Source organism: Thermanaeromonas sp. C210 (assembly GCF_013167955.1).
Lineage (GTDB): Bacteria > Bacillota > DSM-521 > Neomoorellales > Neomoorellaceae > UBA12545.
The window spans coordinates 99,447-115,297 of record NZ_BLWF01000003.1 but is presented as its reverse complement, the minus strand read 5'-3'; the positions used below and the strand labels follow the sequence as shown (position 1 = coordinate 115,297).

Here is a 15,851-nt window from a genome sequence, read left to right as displayed (position 1 = left end):
TTATGAAAAAAGGCCGGACGGCCTTTTACTTCGCTACCCTTGGTCACTGTTAAGGCTTTCCAAGATCATCCGCCTCCGGGTGGGGTATCCTGGCCACTATGGTAATGTCCACTCCCGATGGGCCGTGTCTTCCGGGGCTGACACGACCCGAGACAATAATCCTTGCCACCAGCGCCCTGACCAGGGACTTCTTGGTCGCAAAATCCAGCTCATCAAGGCTGTGCAACACCTCCGCCGCCAATGCCCGCAAATCCTGCGGCCTTTGGTTCCCTCCTTCTGCATCTTGAAGGGCGGCTGTAAGCTCAACCCGTCGCTGCTCCAGCCTCTCCTTGCGCCATTTTAATTCGGCCAGTTTATCTCTGGTGTAGGCGTCCAGGTCCAATAGGCCGGAAGCCAGCGCGTCCAGGAGGGCTTCCCTTCCCCTCTCTATTTCTCTTAAATGCTTTCCAAGGCGTTCTAGCTCCTTATGTATCTCTGCCACCCCGGGAGAAAACGTTAGAGCGGCCTCCACCAGCTTTTCAGGGTCTTTAAGCCAGGAACAAACCTGTTGCCAAACTGCCTTCTCCAAGGGTTCCGCTAAAAGCATCTTGCTGGGCTTGCACCCGGATTTCTTGCTCCCTTGGCTTTTTTGGCTACACGAATACCGCCGTTCTCTGATCCCCCACCACTGGGAGTACACGCCGGTCATGCTGTTACCGCAATCGCCGCAGGTAATCAACCCGCTTAAGAGGTAGTTGTGCCGGCCTTTACCGGCCCATAGGCGCCGGGCCTCCTTCAACTTCTCCTGAGCTTTTGCCCAGAGGGCAGCATCAATAATGGGGGGAACTGAGATATCGATATCTTTGTATCTCCACTTTCCTATGTATACGGGATTAGTTAATATCTGCCTTACTACCATCCGGTGCCAAAGTCCCTTGCGCTTCCGGGTCGGTATCCCCATATCGTTTAACCGCTTGGCCACACCGTTAACCCCTATATCTTCGTGGACAAACCAGTGAAAAATATGCTTCACTACTGCCGCCTCTTCTTCCAGCAGGGACACTTGGCCCGTTTCCGGTTCGTAAGTATAGCCGTAGTTATAAAACCCTATGGGGATGCCTCCTTGCTTGGCCTTCTGGAGTTTACCCCGGATCATTCGTTCCCGGATCTTCTCTTTCTCAAACTCGGCAATTGCCCCCCGGATGGCATAAAACATACGCCCTTCTGGCGTATCCTGCCAGGTGAAGTCCAGGAAATCCAGCCGCGCCCCGGCCCTTTCAAATTCTTCAGTAAGGAGTAGCTGGTGGGCCAACCTTCTGGACAGCCGATCCGGATCCCGCACGATTATAATCTCCACGCGGCCTCCTCGGACGGCTTCGCGTAAAGCATTCAGACCTGGTCGGTCTAGGGTGGCCCCGCTCACACCTTCGTCGGCAAACTCTAATATCATGGTAGCACCTAACGAAATAGCCCGGCGGTAGCAGGCCTCCCGCTGCTCCGCCAGGCTATAACCGTGCTTTGCCTGGTCTTCCGTGCTAACTCTTATATAGATTGCTGCCTGCACTTTATCTTACCGGCCTCCCATACCTTTGGGGCTAGCAGGCGGTATGCATTCTGGAGTCCAGTAGTATCATCGGAAGAATAAACGACCTTGAGGTTAACAAGAAAATTCGCCGCGGCTTTCCTTTTAGGGTTACCGCCAGACACCGGGCACATCCCCCTCCCCTACATCTTACGAGGGTTCTAGATTGTCCTACTACAGGAAAAGGGCCCCAGTTCACGGGGCCCTTTCAGCCTTTAATAAAACGGTTAGCCTGGAGGGTGTATCTATTCTGACTATATTACCGGGCACACAAAACACCATTGGAGCTACTTCTATACCCAAAGCAGCCCCCGGCCGGGGGGCTGTATAGCTCATTTAAACTTAACCTCCGTCAGCACCAGGCGGCCGTAACCGTCCTCATAGTAGGTAAACTCCATTTCTGCGCCCTCCGGAGCCTTCCATACCTCCGGCTTGATTTCTTCGGCTACCCAGAATGGAGTAGGTTGGCCCCCTACCATTGCCTCGATCATATTATTATCGATCCAACCAACGAAAACAGCGCTGACAGTCTGACGAGGGGCTTCCAGCTTTGCTATCCTTTTAATTTCCCACTTCCCCCTGGCAAAGGAGCAGTCAAAGCTAACCCTGTCACCGATGACCAGTGCGGGTATGATACCGCTCTCTTTTATTTCTCTGGATAATTCAAAGGTAACATGGTTAGTGTTGCTGGGGAACTGTATGCCCTCATCAATAGTAATTGCAACTGCGTTCTCACCCTTTTGCCCGCCATATACGCCGGTAATATTTTTATGCAAATTATCCTCTTCATTATTATTTTTATCCGGCAGAACTGCCTCTCCCTTACTACAGGCAACCAACAACAGGGGCAAAACAGACATCAGCAGCAATATTAATCCTTTCTTCATTAAGATGCCTCCCTGCATCTCCCGTCCGGAATTCTTAAGAAACTCCTCTATAGAAACGGATCCTGTTTAACAGGAGCCAATTGTTACCGGCGAACACATTATCCCCTTCTTCTATGGTAGGATAAGATAAGCAAGGCTTCCCATTTTCTCTCCTTCTTAAAATGCACGTGGGTTACCGTTGCTTCCCTTCCGAACTATTAAGCTTCATTTCAAACAACCATGGCCCGTTTAAGGCATAGGGCCATTTAGCTATTTTTACCTTCAGGCGCTGCGATTGTTGAATAAAGGCAGGACTAATCGTGACACCTTCGCGGTTACCCGGTCCTACGGTATACCCACGTATAGTTTCGACTTCACCCCTTTCATTGGTAATATAGATCAGGTTGGGATATTCGGCGTTACCTGCTTTATGGCCGTCCCTAAGGTCGTCTGCTTCCAGGGCTTCGTAAGGAGCTTTATTGTCATTAGGTATCAAGAGCATATTGATACTTAATCCTCTATTCCATACACCCACTCTCTCAATAAAAACTCTGGTATTATGAACATTGCCCACTTCCTGGTTGAGGTCAATTATCTTGGTATTATCAGCCGCCAGATATTGTTTGTAAGGGTTTAGATCAAGACTAAAGGTCAGCTCATCATCTCCCCACAAGATTAATTTTTCAATTTTAAGGGTAATTAGTTCTGGTATTTGATTAAAGGCAGGAAAAACCAACCAGTATTCATTGGGGTTATTACTGGCTTCAACTGCGGGAGTGATATAATATTCTTCTTTTTTATCCGTAAGGATTTTTCCCACTGCTATCCGATAAACCCTTTCGTTCTTGGGGGTGGAAAATGCAAAACGAAGCCTGTTTTCTGCCACACCGAGAAGCAATTCTTTAACCTCAAATTTGCGTCCAAGTAATTCCTGACTGCAATTTATAGCGTATGACTGTTCAATTTCACGGCTTTGGTCATAATTTACCGTCAGTGTTACTGGCTGCAAAGGATAAGATTTATCGCCTATTATAAGTTTGGCCTGCTTCCATACTACTTTGTCTACTGCCGTGAGTTTTTCACCGTTCATCTTTTGTAGTGGGTTATATGTCATCCTGCCATAATAACGTCCCCGGTAAACGATCCCTTCTTCTGGTGAAAAATTTGAGGTATATCCGGGATTGTTAAACAGTTTTTCCCCTCCGGCGGCTTCCAGAGAACCATAGTCTAAATACATATATGGCACTCGGCGATAATTAGCCAGGCTATAGAATAAAAACACCTCTTTGCTGTTGTACCAGATCTTTTCCAGGCGAACGGCGGTATTGGCTTCGGGCACTGGTATTTCTATGTTAAGGGGTGTTACCAGTCCCAACTCTTCGGCCCTTGTTAAGCCCGGGGTCATCGCTGCCAGGTATTGGTGAACCTCTGCCTGCGAGCGGGCTAGCTTAATCCCGGTGTTATTCAACCCGCAACCGGATGTCAATAGAACCAGCAAAAATAACAGCACTATCCGATAGGTTTTACTTGCCATTTGTTAATCCCCTTCCGGAATAAACTTCTTGATGGCGAGAGTAGTCTGGCCCCGGGGTTGTAGAAGAACTCAGTAAGCCCAATTAGCATACCTTTTATTCCCACCTTTGGAGGCTTCTCCTGTAAAGGCTTTGTCAGTGAGATTTCATTTTCAATGCAGCGGGCGGCGTAAGTAGCCAGTTTGGTTCCCTTATCGGAATTAAAGGTATTAATGGCTTTGATTAAACCAATGGTCCCGATGGAAATCAAGTCATCGATATCTTCTCCAGTACCTTCAAACTTTTTGGTGATGTGGGCCACCAGGCGCAAATTATGCTCGATCAGCACGTTTCTTGCTTCCCGGTCGCCCTTCCTTATGCGCTCCAGGTAATACTGTTCCTCCTGTTCGCTTAACGGCTGGGGTAAGGTGTTATTGGAAAGGTAAGAAAGCAGCAAAGCCAGGCCTTTAAGGACGGATAGGGCCACCACCGCCAGCAGGGTAGGCTCCATCGGCATACCTCCCGTAACGTGACGTCACCCTTTATTTATATGGAATTGCAAGGGCAGTGGTGCCTGTCCCTATCTCCTCTGTCGTTATGACTGACGCATTTTCTCCAGGATGCCGGAATTTTCCTTTACTTTCTGGGCAATATCCTGGGCCGACTTAGAGGTGCGGGCTGCCAGGTCCCGTACCGCCTGCGCCACCACGGCAAAACTGCGGCCGTGCTCCCCCGCCCGCGCCGCTTCGATGGAGGCGTTCAAAGACAGTATTTTAGTTTGATCGGCTATATCGCTAATGATGGAGGCCACGGCGGCAATTTCCTCATGGAACTGATTGAGCTTATCCAGTTGCTCTATAATATAACTTTCAATGGCCAGCTCCATGTCGAAAATGATCCGTTTGCTGAAAGCCTCCAGCAGGCGCAAACACAGCTCCCTTCCTTCATTGTACTGCCAGACTATGCGCTTGATGGCCGCCCAATGAAGGTGATAGGCGCCCAAATACCACTTGGGGTACAACCCTATTTCCTGGTGTTTTTTTCCCACCGCCAGGCGCCGGGCTATGTATTCGTCGTCAATTTTTTCGTCGGTAAGGCTGATAAAATATTCCCTTTGGGTCTTGGACAGCCTTTCTACGGTGCTGTGTTTCTTAATTAGGTTGTCCAGATAGGCGTAACGCTGAAGGTACTCATAGAACTCCTTTACCACCCCGTCTGCTTCCTTAATAAAATTTTCCCGCTGGCTATGCATGAGCCTCAAGTCCTCGGCGGTTATATTCAGGAAATGGAGCTGCTCTTTGTAACTGTTTAGCAGAGCCACGTCCACGGCCTTAGTCCGGCTCATAAGGGTATCGGCTCCCCTTCGTCTTTAGAATTAGAACTAGATAATTCGCCTCGGTGGGCCTTTTTTCCTCCAGGTGAGGCCAAATTTATGGCGGCAACATTTAGCTTCGGCCACGGGAAAACCTTTGTCTAGCGGTGCACCCGGTGGGGTACACCCCGGCGGGGACCTGCATATTATACTTTTACCAGGAATTCTCTGCGGTATTAAGGATGGTTTTGGCCATGCGCTTTGCTCTCGCCCTGGGAGGTGGGGGGCTTAAGGGGGCAGCCCACCTCGGCGTCTTAGAGGTGCTGGCAGACAACGACCTTGAACCCCAACTGGTCGTAGGTACCAGCGCTGGCGCCATCGCCGCTGCCCTTTATGCTGCCGGCCTACTGCCGGCCGCCAGTTCCCTTTTTAAATTGCCGTCCCCGCTCCTGTTCCGGGGTATCCCCCGCGTGGGAGGCCTGCCACTGGGCCTTCTAGACGGAAAGTCAATCGAAGGGATGTTCCGGCGTATCTGGGGGGAAAAATCCTTTCGCCAATTAAAGGTGCCTGCCGCCGTGGTGGCCTGTGACCTGTATACCGGTAACACCGTGGTCTACACCCATTTAACACCTGCCCATCCCCTGCCGCAGGGAGTCGTCATGGGAGGTAACGTGCCGGTGTGGCAGGCCGTGCGGGCCAGTATTTCCCTGCCGGCCATTTTTGCTCCCTTCCCCATCGGTTCCCACTTGCTGGTAGACGGGGGCATCACCACCAATGTGCCTGCCGACATCGCCCGCCTCCTCGGGGCGACCCGCGTTATTGCGGTAGAGCTGGGGACCCGTGCCACACCGAAAAACTTTAATAACGCCGGCGATGTTCTCTTGCGGAGTCTCGATATTATGACCCGGAGGTTAACTGACCTCAACCTGAGAATCCACGCCGATTTTGTGCTGTCTCCCCTAAAGGATTTAGATTCTCCTCCCAACTTCTGGGAAGCAAGGCGTATAAAGGAATTGGTAGGTTTAGGGGCCCAAGAGGCGGCCCGGCACCTTCCCCATATCAAAGCCTTGCTCGGCCGGAAAAGTTAGATCCAGAAAGCGCCTGAGCAGCGCCGCCGCCTCGGCCCTGGTGAGGGGACGCCGGGGCCTGAAGCTTCCATCGGGATAACCCCGCAACAGTCCCGCTGTTGTGGCCCAGAAGACGTCACGGTAAGCCCAGGGGGCCACCTCCTCCAGATCCATAAATGCTTTCGCCCCCTGGCTACCCCCTGGGTTAATCCCGATTTTTCTCGCCGTCCGTACCAGAACTGCCACCGCTTCCTGGCGGCTAACCGGGCTTCCGGGCCGGAAACTGCCATCTTCGTAGCCCACCATGAGTCCTGAACCGGCGACCCGTGCCACGGCACCCTCATAGGGAGAGTCCGGAGGCACATCCCGCCAATCCCCCTGGGGACCTGGCGGCAACATAAGGACCCGGTCCAAAAGGGCAGCCAGCTCGCCGCGGGCCAGGGGCTTTTCCGGGAAGAATCTTCCTCTTTCGACCTCCTGGAATAATCCTCGAGACGTTAAAGCCAAGATGTCCAATCGGGCCCAGTGGCCTTCAGGCACATCGGAAAAGTCCAGGTCCATGGCATCCCGACCCTCGCCTACAACCTCACCTTCCCGGTCCTCCACGTCGCCCTCTTCTAAAGTATCTCTGGGCGAGGCGTCTCGTCCCGGGAGGGATCCCTTCCCTTTCTCGTGGTCCTCGGATAGATCCACTTCTTCGGGCCGGTCCATTTCCTCCTTTTGACCCGGCTCCTCAGAGCCGGCGACCCCGGGGTTAAATAAAATGCTTGCCATTACCTCCTCGCTTACCCACCCGGCCCTGTCGCGGAAGCGAGCTATAACCTGCCGTAACCCCGCCGGTCCTGGAGACAGTTCCCACACTCTTACCGGCCGGTAAGGCTCCCACTCTCCTAGGGTGTCGCCCTCGTTGCGCAACATCATTTCCGCTATCCCGCCGGCGTCCTCGGCTCCCAATGTCAGTTGTACTGTTAAACTAGGGGTCTCTTCCTGACCGCCGTTAATATAAATCCAGGGGTGGGAAGGCGGGTGGCGGTCCAGGAGCAAACATCCCTCAGCCCTCCCTACGTTGCCCTTCCCGTCTACGGCCGAAACCTCGAAACAGTAGGACCCATCCTCCAGGTCGCCGGTATCCCACGCTATAGGCCGAGCCTGAGCACCCCACTCGTCGGCCCACCAGGACCGGCCATCGTTCTCCTCCCCCTGCGGGCCATAGACCCACAAGTTCACCCTGTCCAAGAGAGTCTCTTCCTCTACGGAGATCTCCAGGGGGACGGATGCGTTTTCACGCCATAATCCGGCCGGGAGGAAGAGATCCACCCGGGGTGGTAGGTCGTCTTCTCCGTGGGCGTAAGGAGACCAGGGTGTAAAGTTGAGATTTCCCGTAACCTTTTCCCCGCGGCCCTGCGGGTTTAAGAGTTCATGGCGGGGGCCGCTGCTGCTACCCCAGTAATTGTGGGGAGCCTCCACCGTTATAACAGAGGGAGCCTGCACGCCTACAGTGTTTCCGTACAGGTCGTTACGGCTGAATTGAAGCCGGTCCCCTGTCACGCAGCCCAGGTCCACACCGATTCCGTTGGCCGTGATGACATTATCGTGAATATCGGCCTCCACCTCACCGCTCACCACCAGGCCGGTGTCGTTGCCTTCCCAAAGCGAACTTTCTAGGACGGCCCCCGTGGCTGCGCTCAGGCGGGCTCCCACTCCGTTGTCCCGAAAGGCGTTTCCGGCCACTCTTATTCCCCCATTACCGTCGACCAGAAGCCCTGTTGACCAGCCCTGAAACACATTATCTACCAGGTCGAGGGAAGCGCCGCCTTGGATAAATACCCCCGTCCCACGCTCCGAATCCTGCGGACCGGTCAATTCGTTGCCCTGGAGCCGGCCGCCCACCGTATCCCGCAGGGCGATACCCCTTTCGTAAGCAGTAATAATATTGCTAATCGCCTCCAGTTCGCCTTGCTCCAAGTAGGCACCGTCGGCGAAGCCGGCAATATAATTCCCTTCGAGTTCAACCCTTCCCCTGATAACCCTTATCCCCTGCACCCCCGGCCCCGTCAATCTATTGGCCCGTATTACACACTGGGATGATTCTATTCTAAGGGCGGGGCTATAGGAGGTGTCCTCGTCCTGGTATCCTGCCCGGGTTATAATTTCATTTCCGGCCAGCAAGCCTTCGGTGACCCCCGTGAGGCTCACGGCTGAGCCCCGAGCCCGGTAAAAACGGCTATGGGCAACGGTCACGCCGCCCGCAGCCTTTACGTGGACCAAGTCTCGTGTATTCCCCCCTGCCTCAACGGTACAAGCATTCATTTCCACCGTCGTTGTGCCCGCCTCCACCCATAGAACGGACCCTGCCAGGGGGTTCCCCTCTTTCCCAAAACGACATGCTTCCAGGCTGAACTCGGTAACCGGGCGGTTGTTGCTGCTGCCGCTGAAGTAAAGGGCACCCGTGCTACTTCTTTCAAAGGTTACCCCCTTAAATAAGGCCTTGAAATCTTCTACGGAGGGATCAACCAAGACCCCATAGCTGCTGCCCGAAACCTTACCACCGGAACATTCCAGCTGTGCATTCCGCTTTATATACACGGCCTGCTTACCATAGATTTCCATGTTCTCAAGCTTGATCTCCAAAGGAGAACTTGCGCCCCCCAGAACTTCGATGCCGTTCGTGGCCAGGTCGCTGGTCTTGAGAATCCCGTTGCGCAGTTCGAGGTTTGTAACCGTCTCCGCTACGGTAATGGCGTTCTGTTCCTGCGGTGCCGTAACGGTGGCGCCGTTCAAGTCGAGGGTTATCCCGTCCGTCCTCCAAGAAAGACCCACATTAAAGGTAGCCCCACCGGCCACCACCCGCAGGGCATCGCCCTTTTGCGCCGCATCCAGGGCCGCCTGCAAGTCGCTGAAATAAGTGCCCCGGCTTTCGTTGTATACCGCATATACCACCTCCGCAGCGGCGTCCCCGCCATCCTGGGCCGCTAGGAGGCAGGCCGACCAAAGAAGGAACGAGACGAAAACAATACCCGAGTTCCGCCTTAACAACCTTTTCTTCCCTCCAAATGTTAAGACTTCCCTCGGGTATATTCGAGGTTCTTCTTTATTTTTCCTGCCGAGGAACATTTTTCGGCAAAAATATCACCCTGGAAGTAACACGGCTCCTTTGAGGGATACCGCTACCCTCTAAGGCAATAACAGGTTAGTCTGTTTATTTCTTCCATAATCTCTCCTGCTCTATCTTCGGGAGCGATAATATGCAGGTGGTCCCCCTCTAACAATCTGGTCGAGCCCCGGGGAATTATTTCCCTTGTTCCCCTGCTGACGGATACTAACAGACAGTCAGAGGGCAGAGGTAAATCTTTCACCCGGCATCCGCTGGCCGGGGAACCGCTTTCTACCACCACTTCGATAACCGCCGTCCTATCCCCTGGAGCCTGCTTCGCCGCAGGGTCTTGCAGGCCCCTCGTTAAATCCCTCTCTCGGCCTTATCTAGTACTCCCACCCGGTAACCCTGGCGGGAGAAATGTTTCATCAATAAGCTTCCCACATCGCCTGCACCGCTAGCTACCAAAATCCGCGCCTTACCTTATCATTCCCTTAAAGTAAGGCGGGCCGGGAATAAAAATAACCCATCGCCAGCCTGGCTCTGTTTTTCGCTCATCCCTCAGCTGAAGTAATAAGTTTCAATCCCCGCTCCCACCAGGACCAGGAATCCCACCGCCATTAAGAAGGTGTTGTTGCGGGTAATACTGCTATAAAGCAGGGGAAAGTCGAGCCACACCAGGATAAAGGCGGCGGCGTGGACTGAAAGAGGTTCCCCTGGGAAGGCACGGGCAGTTACCAAAGCTGTCGGGAGCCGGGAAATCGGTAAAAACGGTATACCAACCGGACCGCCTATATTTCCCCTCATAGTGGCCGGCCCTCCACCTCCCTTCCCCGGCTTCAAGGTACAGGCTGAAAACCACTGGGACCGGTTACTAGTATCCGCGAAATGCCCCATCCAGGGGTTGCTGCCACCCGGGGAGACCGGGCCCTCTCGCGCTGAAGGGCCCCAGGAAAGTCTGCATACCGTGCGCAGTTGTTTGGTATACCAATGTTGGGATATTATATTTGCCGCCCTTCCCGCCCGCGGCGGGAATCCTCCCTGTCATTAAAATTTTTTCGCAAGATTTATAGAGTTTCCTTTTCCTCTTCCAGGGCCAGCTGGGCGAAATAGGCCTCCCGGGAATTCTCAATATGTTGCCGGGCCAGCTTCTCCGCCCGATCGGCATCCCGCGCCTTGAGGGCCTCCAGGATCTCCCGGTGCTCCCTGGTGGCCGTGGCCATCCTCCCGGGTACGGCATAGCCCACTTTGGTAAACCCGACGATATACTCCGCCAGGTTGGTGATCATCTGTTCCAGGCGCGGGCTTTCTGCCGCCCGGTAAATAAGCAGATTATATTCACTGTGGAGCTTCTGGAGCAACTCCATATCCCTGCCCGCCCTGGCTTCCTCCATGGCCTTTACCAGCTCCTCCAGGCGTTCCAGCTGCCGGGCCGTAATGTTTTCCGCCGCGAGCCTTGCGGCCAGGCCCTCCAGAACCGCTCGGATGTTATAGATTTCCCATGCTTCCCGTTTGGAAATGCGGGCTACAACCACTCCCCGCCGGGGAACGTGTTCCACCAGCCCCTCCAGCTCCAGCTTGCGGATGGCCTCCCGCACCGGAGTACGGCTTACGCCGAGCTGCCGCGCCAGGTGCCGCTCCACCATTCTTTCTCCCGGCTGGAATTTGCCGGTCAGAATCGCCTCCCGCAATATGTGATAAACCTCACGGCGAACCGGTTGGTAAGAGGTCAGATCCAAGGGTTTCAAAACTCTGTCCACTTTCTCCCTCCTTGCTGGGGTGGCACCTGGTATCCCAAAAATAATTTAGCAGAGCTGCCGCTCGGAGGCAAGGACCCCTTTCGGCGGGAGGAGCCTCCCGGGGAGGGAAAGGACCGGGCCCCGGTCATTCCCCCGGTCTCCTTACTTTTGGGCAATAGGTCAGCGGACATGAATGAAGCCCTTACCCGGGATGGCTTCGCCGATTACCCGCGCCGTCTTTACTCCTCGCCGGTGCAGCTCCGACAGCAAGGGGGAAACTTTCTCGGGAGCCACGGCCATCAAAAGCCCTCCCGAGGTTTGGGGGTCGTAAAGGACGTCTTGTAAGGCCTCCTTCACGTGGCCGTCAAAATGCACTTTCCCCTCCATATAACGCCGGTTATTATAAGCCCCGCCGGGAACTAATCCCATGGCCGCAAAATCCAAAACCCCGGGCAACAGGGGTATTTCGCGACTTTCCAGCACCACATCCACTCCGCTGCCTTGGGCCAGCTCCAAACAGTGACCCAGAAGGCCGAAGCCTGTAATGTCCGTACATGCATGGACGCCTACCTCCGTCATGGCCGCGGCCGCGTCCCGGTTGAGCATGGCCATCCAGCGTCCCATCTCTTCTTCAGTTTCCCGACTTGCCATATCCGCCTTAAGGGCGGTGGCCAGGATGCCGGTACCCAGGGGCTTGGTGAGAATGAGTTTGTCACCCGGCCGGGCCCCCGAGTTGGTAACGATTTTGTCCGGATGGGCTATTCCCGTAACGGCCAGACCGTATTTGGGTTCCTCGTCCTCTATACTGTGCCCCCCTACCAACACGGCTCCGGCTTCCATGATTTTCTCGGCCCCGCCCCGCAGGATCTCTCCCAAAACGCCGGAGTCCACCTTCTTGGTGGGGAAGCATACCACGTTCATGGCCGTCAAGGGCCTCCCGCCCATGGCGTAAATATCGCTCAGGGCGTTGGCCGCGGCAATCTGCCCGAAAAGATAAGGATCGTCTACTATGGGCGTAAAGAAATCCAGGGTTTGAATCAGGGCTATATCGTCCGTCAGGCGGTAGACGCCGGCGTCATCAATGGTTTCTATCCCCACGAGGAGCTCAGGGCTCTGGAGGGCCTGCATCGGCAGGACTCGCAACAACTGGCTAAGGGTCCCCGGACCCACTTTAGCCGCTCACCCGGCACTGCAGGACAGCTGCGTTAATCGAATTCTCTCCTGGGCCACTCGTACTTACCTCCCTTGCCTTCCGGAAACGGTCTTCGTTCCCTTTACCACCGCCTTCATTTTACCACAAAGGGGTTAAGTTAATTATAACCCGTCGTTATGAGACCTTTTGCGCCGCAGGGTGCGTACCAAATCCCGCAAAAGTTCCCGCTCCTCCGGAAGGCAAGTATCCAGGAAAGAAACTATCTCTTCCTTTTCACCGCCGTGGCCCTCGACAGCGGCGGGGCGGTACTGGTTAATAATCCTTACGAACTGAATCAGTCCCCGGATTTCTTCATCTCCCCATGAGCGCAAAAGATTCACCAGTTCTTGCACGGCGCTGCGCTGCAGGCTGGAAGGCAGGGGCACCTCGTCTTCCATCAGGAAGTAACAGCTGGAAACCCCTAAAGCCTCCGATAGGCGGTGCAAAGTGGTCAGGGAGGGCAGAATGCGGTCGGTTTCGATTTGGCCGATAAGGCTGTGGGAAATCCCTACCTGATCGGCTAGTTCCTTCTGGGTGAGTCCCATCTTTTCCCGCAATCGCCTTAATTTGCTGCCCAGGCTTTCCCCTCGTTCCGCCTGTAAAAGGGAACTGGTGCTCACTTCCAGGGCAGCGGCCAGTTTCTCCAGGGTCTTCAAGGAGGCCGTGGACCGACCCCTCTCTATTTCGCTAATGTGGGCCAGGGAGACTCCCGATTTGCGGCTCAATTCGTTTAAGGTAAGACCTTTTTGCTCCCGCAGCCTGCGGAGCTTGGCGCCGAGCTGGTTGTTGTCCCCTCCGGGTGGGCTACCGTTTTCTTCCTGGAAGTAACTCGCGTCCACCCCCAGGATGCTAGCCACTTCGGCCAGGGTGGCCGCCGAAAGGCGCCGCGTACCTTCCTCCACCTCTCTCATGCAGTCGGGGGCAATGTCCAGCATATCGGCCAGAGCTTCCAAGGATATCCCGCGCTCCATCCTGAGCTGTCTCAGCTTCGGGCCTATGGATGCACTCATCAACCTTCACCTACTTTTTCCTTGCTAACTTCCCAGGTTTGCCGTGACCCTTACTTCACCGCTCATTCTGGCAACAAAACGCGGAATCCACTCGTGGTGGGCAGGGGCATAGAGGTGGTTGTAGCTGGCCAGAATTTGCCGGTAAAGGATCCCGTCAAAGCCGTCCTCGACTCCGTTACCCCGCAGCACGCGGTAGGCAAAACCGATCTTTTCCCTCTCCAGATTGATAACTCGCGAATGGTGGAATTCGTGGCCCTTCACCCGGCTCCCCGGACTGAAAAAGGGATTGCCGGGCCGGGCCTCCAGCAGGGTATAGCCGTGACCCTGGGGTTTCTTTTCCAATTGAACATCCAGGGGCAGCGCGCCTACCATTTCGAAGACCTTGCCGTCCAGGTACAGCCGGCGGGCCAGGTATATTAGCCCCCCGCATTCGGCATAAATGGGCAGGCCTTCCTCCGCCGCCCGGCGGATGGACCTCCGCAGGGCGGCATTGGCCTCCAGCTCCGCGGCGAAGACTTCAGGGAAGCCTCCCCCGATGTACAGCCCGTCGACGGCCGGCAAACAACTATCTTTCAGGCTGTCCACCAGCACCAGCCTCGCACCGGCCCCGACCAAAGCTTCTAGGTTTTCCGGGTAATAAAAATGAAAAACCCGGTCCTTGATTACGCCAAGACTGACGCCCCTCTGAGGAGCAGAGTAGCCGGGAACCCCCTCACCCGGCACGGGCCGCGCCGTTCTGGCTATATCCCAAATCCGATCCACGTCCACGGCTCCCTCCACGGCCGCCCTGGTGGCCTCCAGGGCCCGGTGCAGGTCTTCCCTTTCCGCCGCCGGTATAAGGCCCAGGTGCCGGTCGGGTATGAGGTAGGCGTCGTCCTTAGGTAAGGCCCCCAGGACGGGCAGGTCGGTATATTCTTCTATAGCCCGCCGCAGCATATTTTCATGGCGGGGTCGGGCCACCCGGTTAAGGATGACGCCGGAGAGCCTCAGCCGGGAATCAAAATCCTGGAAGCCCCTTACCAGTGCTGCAACGCTCCGGGTCATGCGCGTGGTATCCACCACCAGAAGCACCGGCGCCTCCAGGGCCAGGGCAATCTCTGCCGTACTGCCGCTACCCTTCATATCCAGGCCGTCGAAAAGACCCATTGCCCCCTCAATTACCGCTACATCTGCCTCGCGGCAGCCCCATACAAACAGACGCCTGAGCTCCTGGGGGCTCACAAAATACAAGTCCAGGTTACGGCACGGTCGTCCGGCTGCCAGGGAGAGCCAGCTGGGATCGATGAAATCGGGGCCCTTTTTAAAGGGTTGCACCCTTAATCCCCTTTTAACCAGGGCGGCAACAAGACCCAGGGTCAAAATTGTCTTGCCGGAACGTCCATGGGGCGCGGCTAAAACCACTCTAGGTATGTCTCGGCCGGAAGTCATGGTTTCTCCCTTTCTCGCCGGGCAAGGAGCTCACCTCTTCAACGCCCAAGAGGTTGCGGAAATGGTCTCCCCCCACTCGTTGAACAAAGGTGGCCAACCTCTCGCCGGGTTTGCCTTCCCTTATCCAGAAATCCAGAATAAGACGGATTCGGCGGCAAATCTCCCCGTAGTCCACGGGTTTGGCCGGTACAAAGGGAAAAACAACTTGTCCCAGGGAAGGCCGGGCACCTCCCCTACCTCCCACCAGTATGGCCGCTCCGCGGTTAGGGCCCATTTTGATACCCCGGGGAGCTGCCTGGGCACAGGACGTACACAGCACGCAACGCTCCTTATTTATAGTGACGGAAGTTCCCTCCGGTGTCCGTTTAGGCCGGATGGCCCCTGCCGGGCACCAGGATACGAGAAGACCGATATCCTCATTGGCAGCAATCAGCTCTCTATCGTTTACCTCGGGAACGTCCGCGAAGACTCCGACAATCCCGATGTCCGCCTCTACGCTGCCGCCACAGCTGTTGGGGCAACCGCTGATGGATACCTTCAGCTGCGCCGGGAGGCCGGAGACCGTAAAGTACCGGTATAGGTAATCTCCCAAGACCTTGGCTATACTGGGGGCATCCACGGCTGCATTTTGGCAATGCACAAAGGAAGTACAGCACTTGATCTGGTGCAAAGTCCGGCCCGTCCCCCCCACGGGGAAGCCGGCCGCGGCCAGCTCCTTCAGCAGGATATCCAACTTGGAAGGATCCACCCCTACCAACTCAAATCCTTGCCGAAAGGTACGCCGCCCGGTTAGGGCATATCTCTTGATAAAACCCGCCAATTTACGCAGGGAGGCCGCGGCCAGAAGGCCGTTGGGAGGCAGGAGGATTCTAACACTCCATAGCTCACTACCGTCCCGGGCCGTGTGTTTGATTATGCCCGGCCCGACTTCTTCATGCCAGACCCAGCTTCCCGCCTTCTCCTTAAGGTAAGGCGGCAATTCGCGCCGGAAATCGGGCATAATACCCGCTGGAAGTTCGCCTGCTTCGGTCACCGGCTTCCCTCCTTGAATTAAGGAGCAGAAGATTGTAC

13 protein-coding genes and 1 pseudogene are annotated in these 15,851 nt (G+C 55.3%); 1 reads left to right on the top strand and 13 read right to left on the bottom strand.

What is annotated here, in order from left to right; translation table 11 throughout:
• Positions 1-49: 49 nt before the first annotated feature.
• The 5 genes and pseudogenes from TAMC210_RS08000 to TAMC210_RS13750 form a co-directional block, all read right to left on the bottom strand.
• Entirely contained in the window at positions 50-1,543 is a 1,494-nt protein-coding gene (locus TAMC210_RS08000) for a recombinase family protein (RefSeq protein ID WP_173298290.1), read from the bottom strand.
• Between the two features lie 350 nt (positions 1,544-1,893).
• Positions 1,894-2,448: a hypothetical protein gene (locus tag TAMC210_RS07995; protein ID WP_173298289.1), complete on the bottom strand. Its 555-nt coding sequence runs from the start codon at positions 2,446-2,448 to the stop codon at positions 1,894-1,896.
• 172 nt (positions 2,449-2,620) lie between these two features.
• Entirely contained in the window at positions 2,621-3,961 is a 1,341-nt protein-coding gene (locus TAMC210_RS07990) for a hypothetical protein (protein ID WP_173298288.1), read from the bottom strand.
• A gap of 140 nt (positions 3,962-4,101) precedes the next feature.
• Positions 4,102-4,449: pseudogene (locus TAMC210_RS07985) on the bottom strand (sigma-70 family RNA polymerase sigma factor); the annotation flags it as partial.
• An 84-nt stretch (positions 4,450-4,533) separates the two neighbouring features.
• Positions 4,534-5,283, bottom strand: coding sequence for a globin-coupled sensor protein (locus tag TAMC210_RS13750; RefSeq protein WP_173298286.1), 750 nt, complete (start codon positions 5,281-5,283; stop codon positions 4,534-4,536).
• 221 nt (positions 5,284-5,504) lie between these two features.
• Here TAMC210_RS13750 and TAMC210_RS07975 point away from each other — a divergent pair, with 221 nt between their 5' ends.
• Positions 5,505-6,338 carry a patatin-like phospholipase family protein gene (locus TAMC210_RS07975; protein ID WP_173298285.1) on the top strand — a complete coding sequence of 278 codons (834 nt, stop codon included), beginning with the start codon at positions 5,505-5,507 and terminating at the stop codon, positions 6,336-6,338.
• Here the strand turns inward: TAMC210_RS07975 and TAMC210_RS07970 are convergent.
• The 8 genes from TAMC210_RS07970 to TAMC210_RS07935 form a co-directional block, all read right to left on the bottom strand.
• Entirely contained in the window at positions 6,273-9,353 is a 3,081-nt protein-coding gene (locus tag TAMC210_RS07970; protein ID WP_173298284.1) for an S-layer homology domain-containing protein, read from the bottom strand. The genes TAMC210_RS07975 and TAMC210_RS07970 overlap by 66 nt on opposite strands.
• 131 nt (positions 9,354-9,484) lie before the next feature.
• Positions 9,485-9,709 carry a TrkA C-terminal domain-containing protein gene (locus TAMC210_RS13935; protein WP_373996449.1) on the bottom strand — a complete coding sequence of 75 codons (225 nt, stop codon included), beginning with the start codon at positions 9,707-9,709 and terminating at the stop codon, positions 9,485-9,487.
• Between the two features lie 263 nt (positions 9,710-9,972).
• Positions 9,973-10,218: a hypothetical protein gene (locus TAMC210_RS07960; protein WP_173298282.1), complete on the bottom strand. Its 246-nt coding sequence runs from the start codon at positions 10,216-10,218 to the stop codon at positions 9,973-9,975.
• A gap of 260 nt (positions 10,219-10,478) precedes the next feature.
• Entirely contained in the window at positions 10,479-11,171 is a 693-nt protein-coding gene (locus tag TAMC210_RS07955) for a GntR family transcriptional regulator (RefSeq protein ID WP_173298281.1), read from the bottom strand.
• 159 nt (positions 11,172-11,330) lie between these two features.
• Positions 11,331-12,380 (bottom strand): selenide, water dikinase SelD, encoded by a 1,050-nt coding sequence (selD, locus tag TAMC210_RS07950; RefSeq protein WP_217267328.1) that lies wholly within the window; start codon positions 12,378-12,380, stop codon positions 11,331-11,333.
• 84 nt (positions 12,381-12,464) lie between these two features.
• Positions 12,465-13,352 (bottom strand): helix-turn-helix domain-containing protein, encoded by an 888-nt coding sequence (locus TAMC210_RS07945; protein WP_173298279.1) that lies wholly within the window; start codon positions 13,350-13,352, stop codon positions 12,465-12,467.
• A 24-nt stretch (positions 13,353-13,376) separates the two neighbouring features.
• Complete coding sequence (locus TAMC210_RS07940; RefSeq protein WP_173298278.1) at positions 13,377-14,780, bottom strand: cobyrinate a,c-diamide synthase; 1,404 nt, start codon at positions 14,778-14,780, stop codon at positions 13,377-13,379.
• Positions 14,755-15,813 carry a hypothetical protein gene (locus TAMC210_RS07935; RefSeq protein WP_173298277.1) on the bottom strand — a complete coding sequence of 353 codons (1,059 nt, stop codon included), beginning with the start codon at positions 15,811-15,813 and terminating at the stop codon, positions 14,755-14,757. The genes TAMC210_RS07940 and TAMC210_RS07935 overlap by 26 nt, the downstream gene beginning before the upstream one ends.
• Between the last annotated feature and the right edge of the window lie 38 nt (positions 15,814-15,851).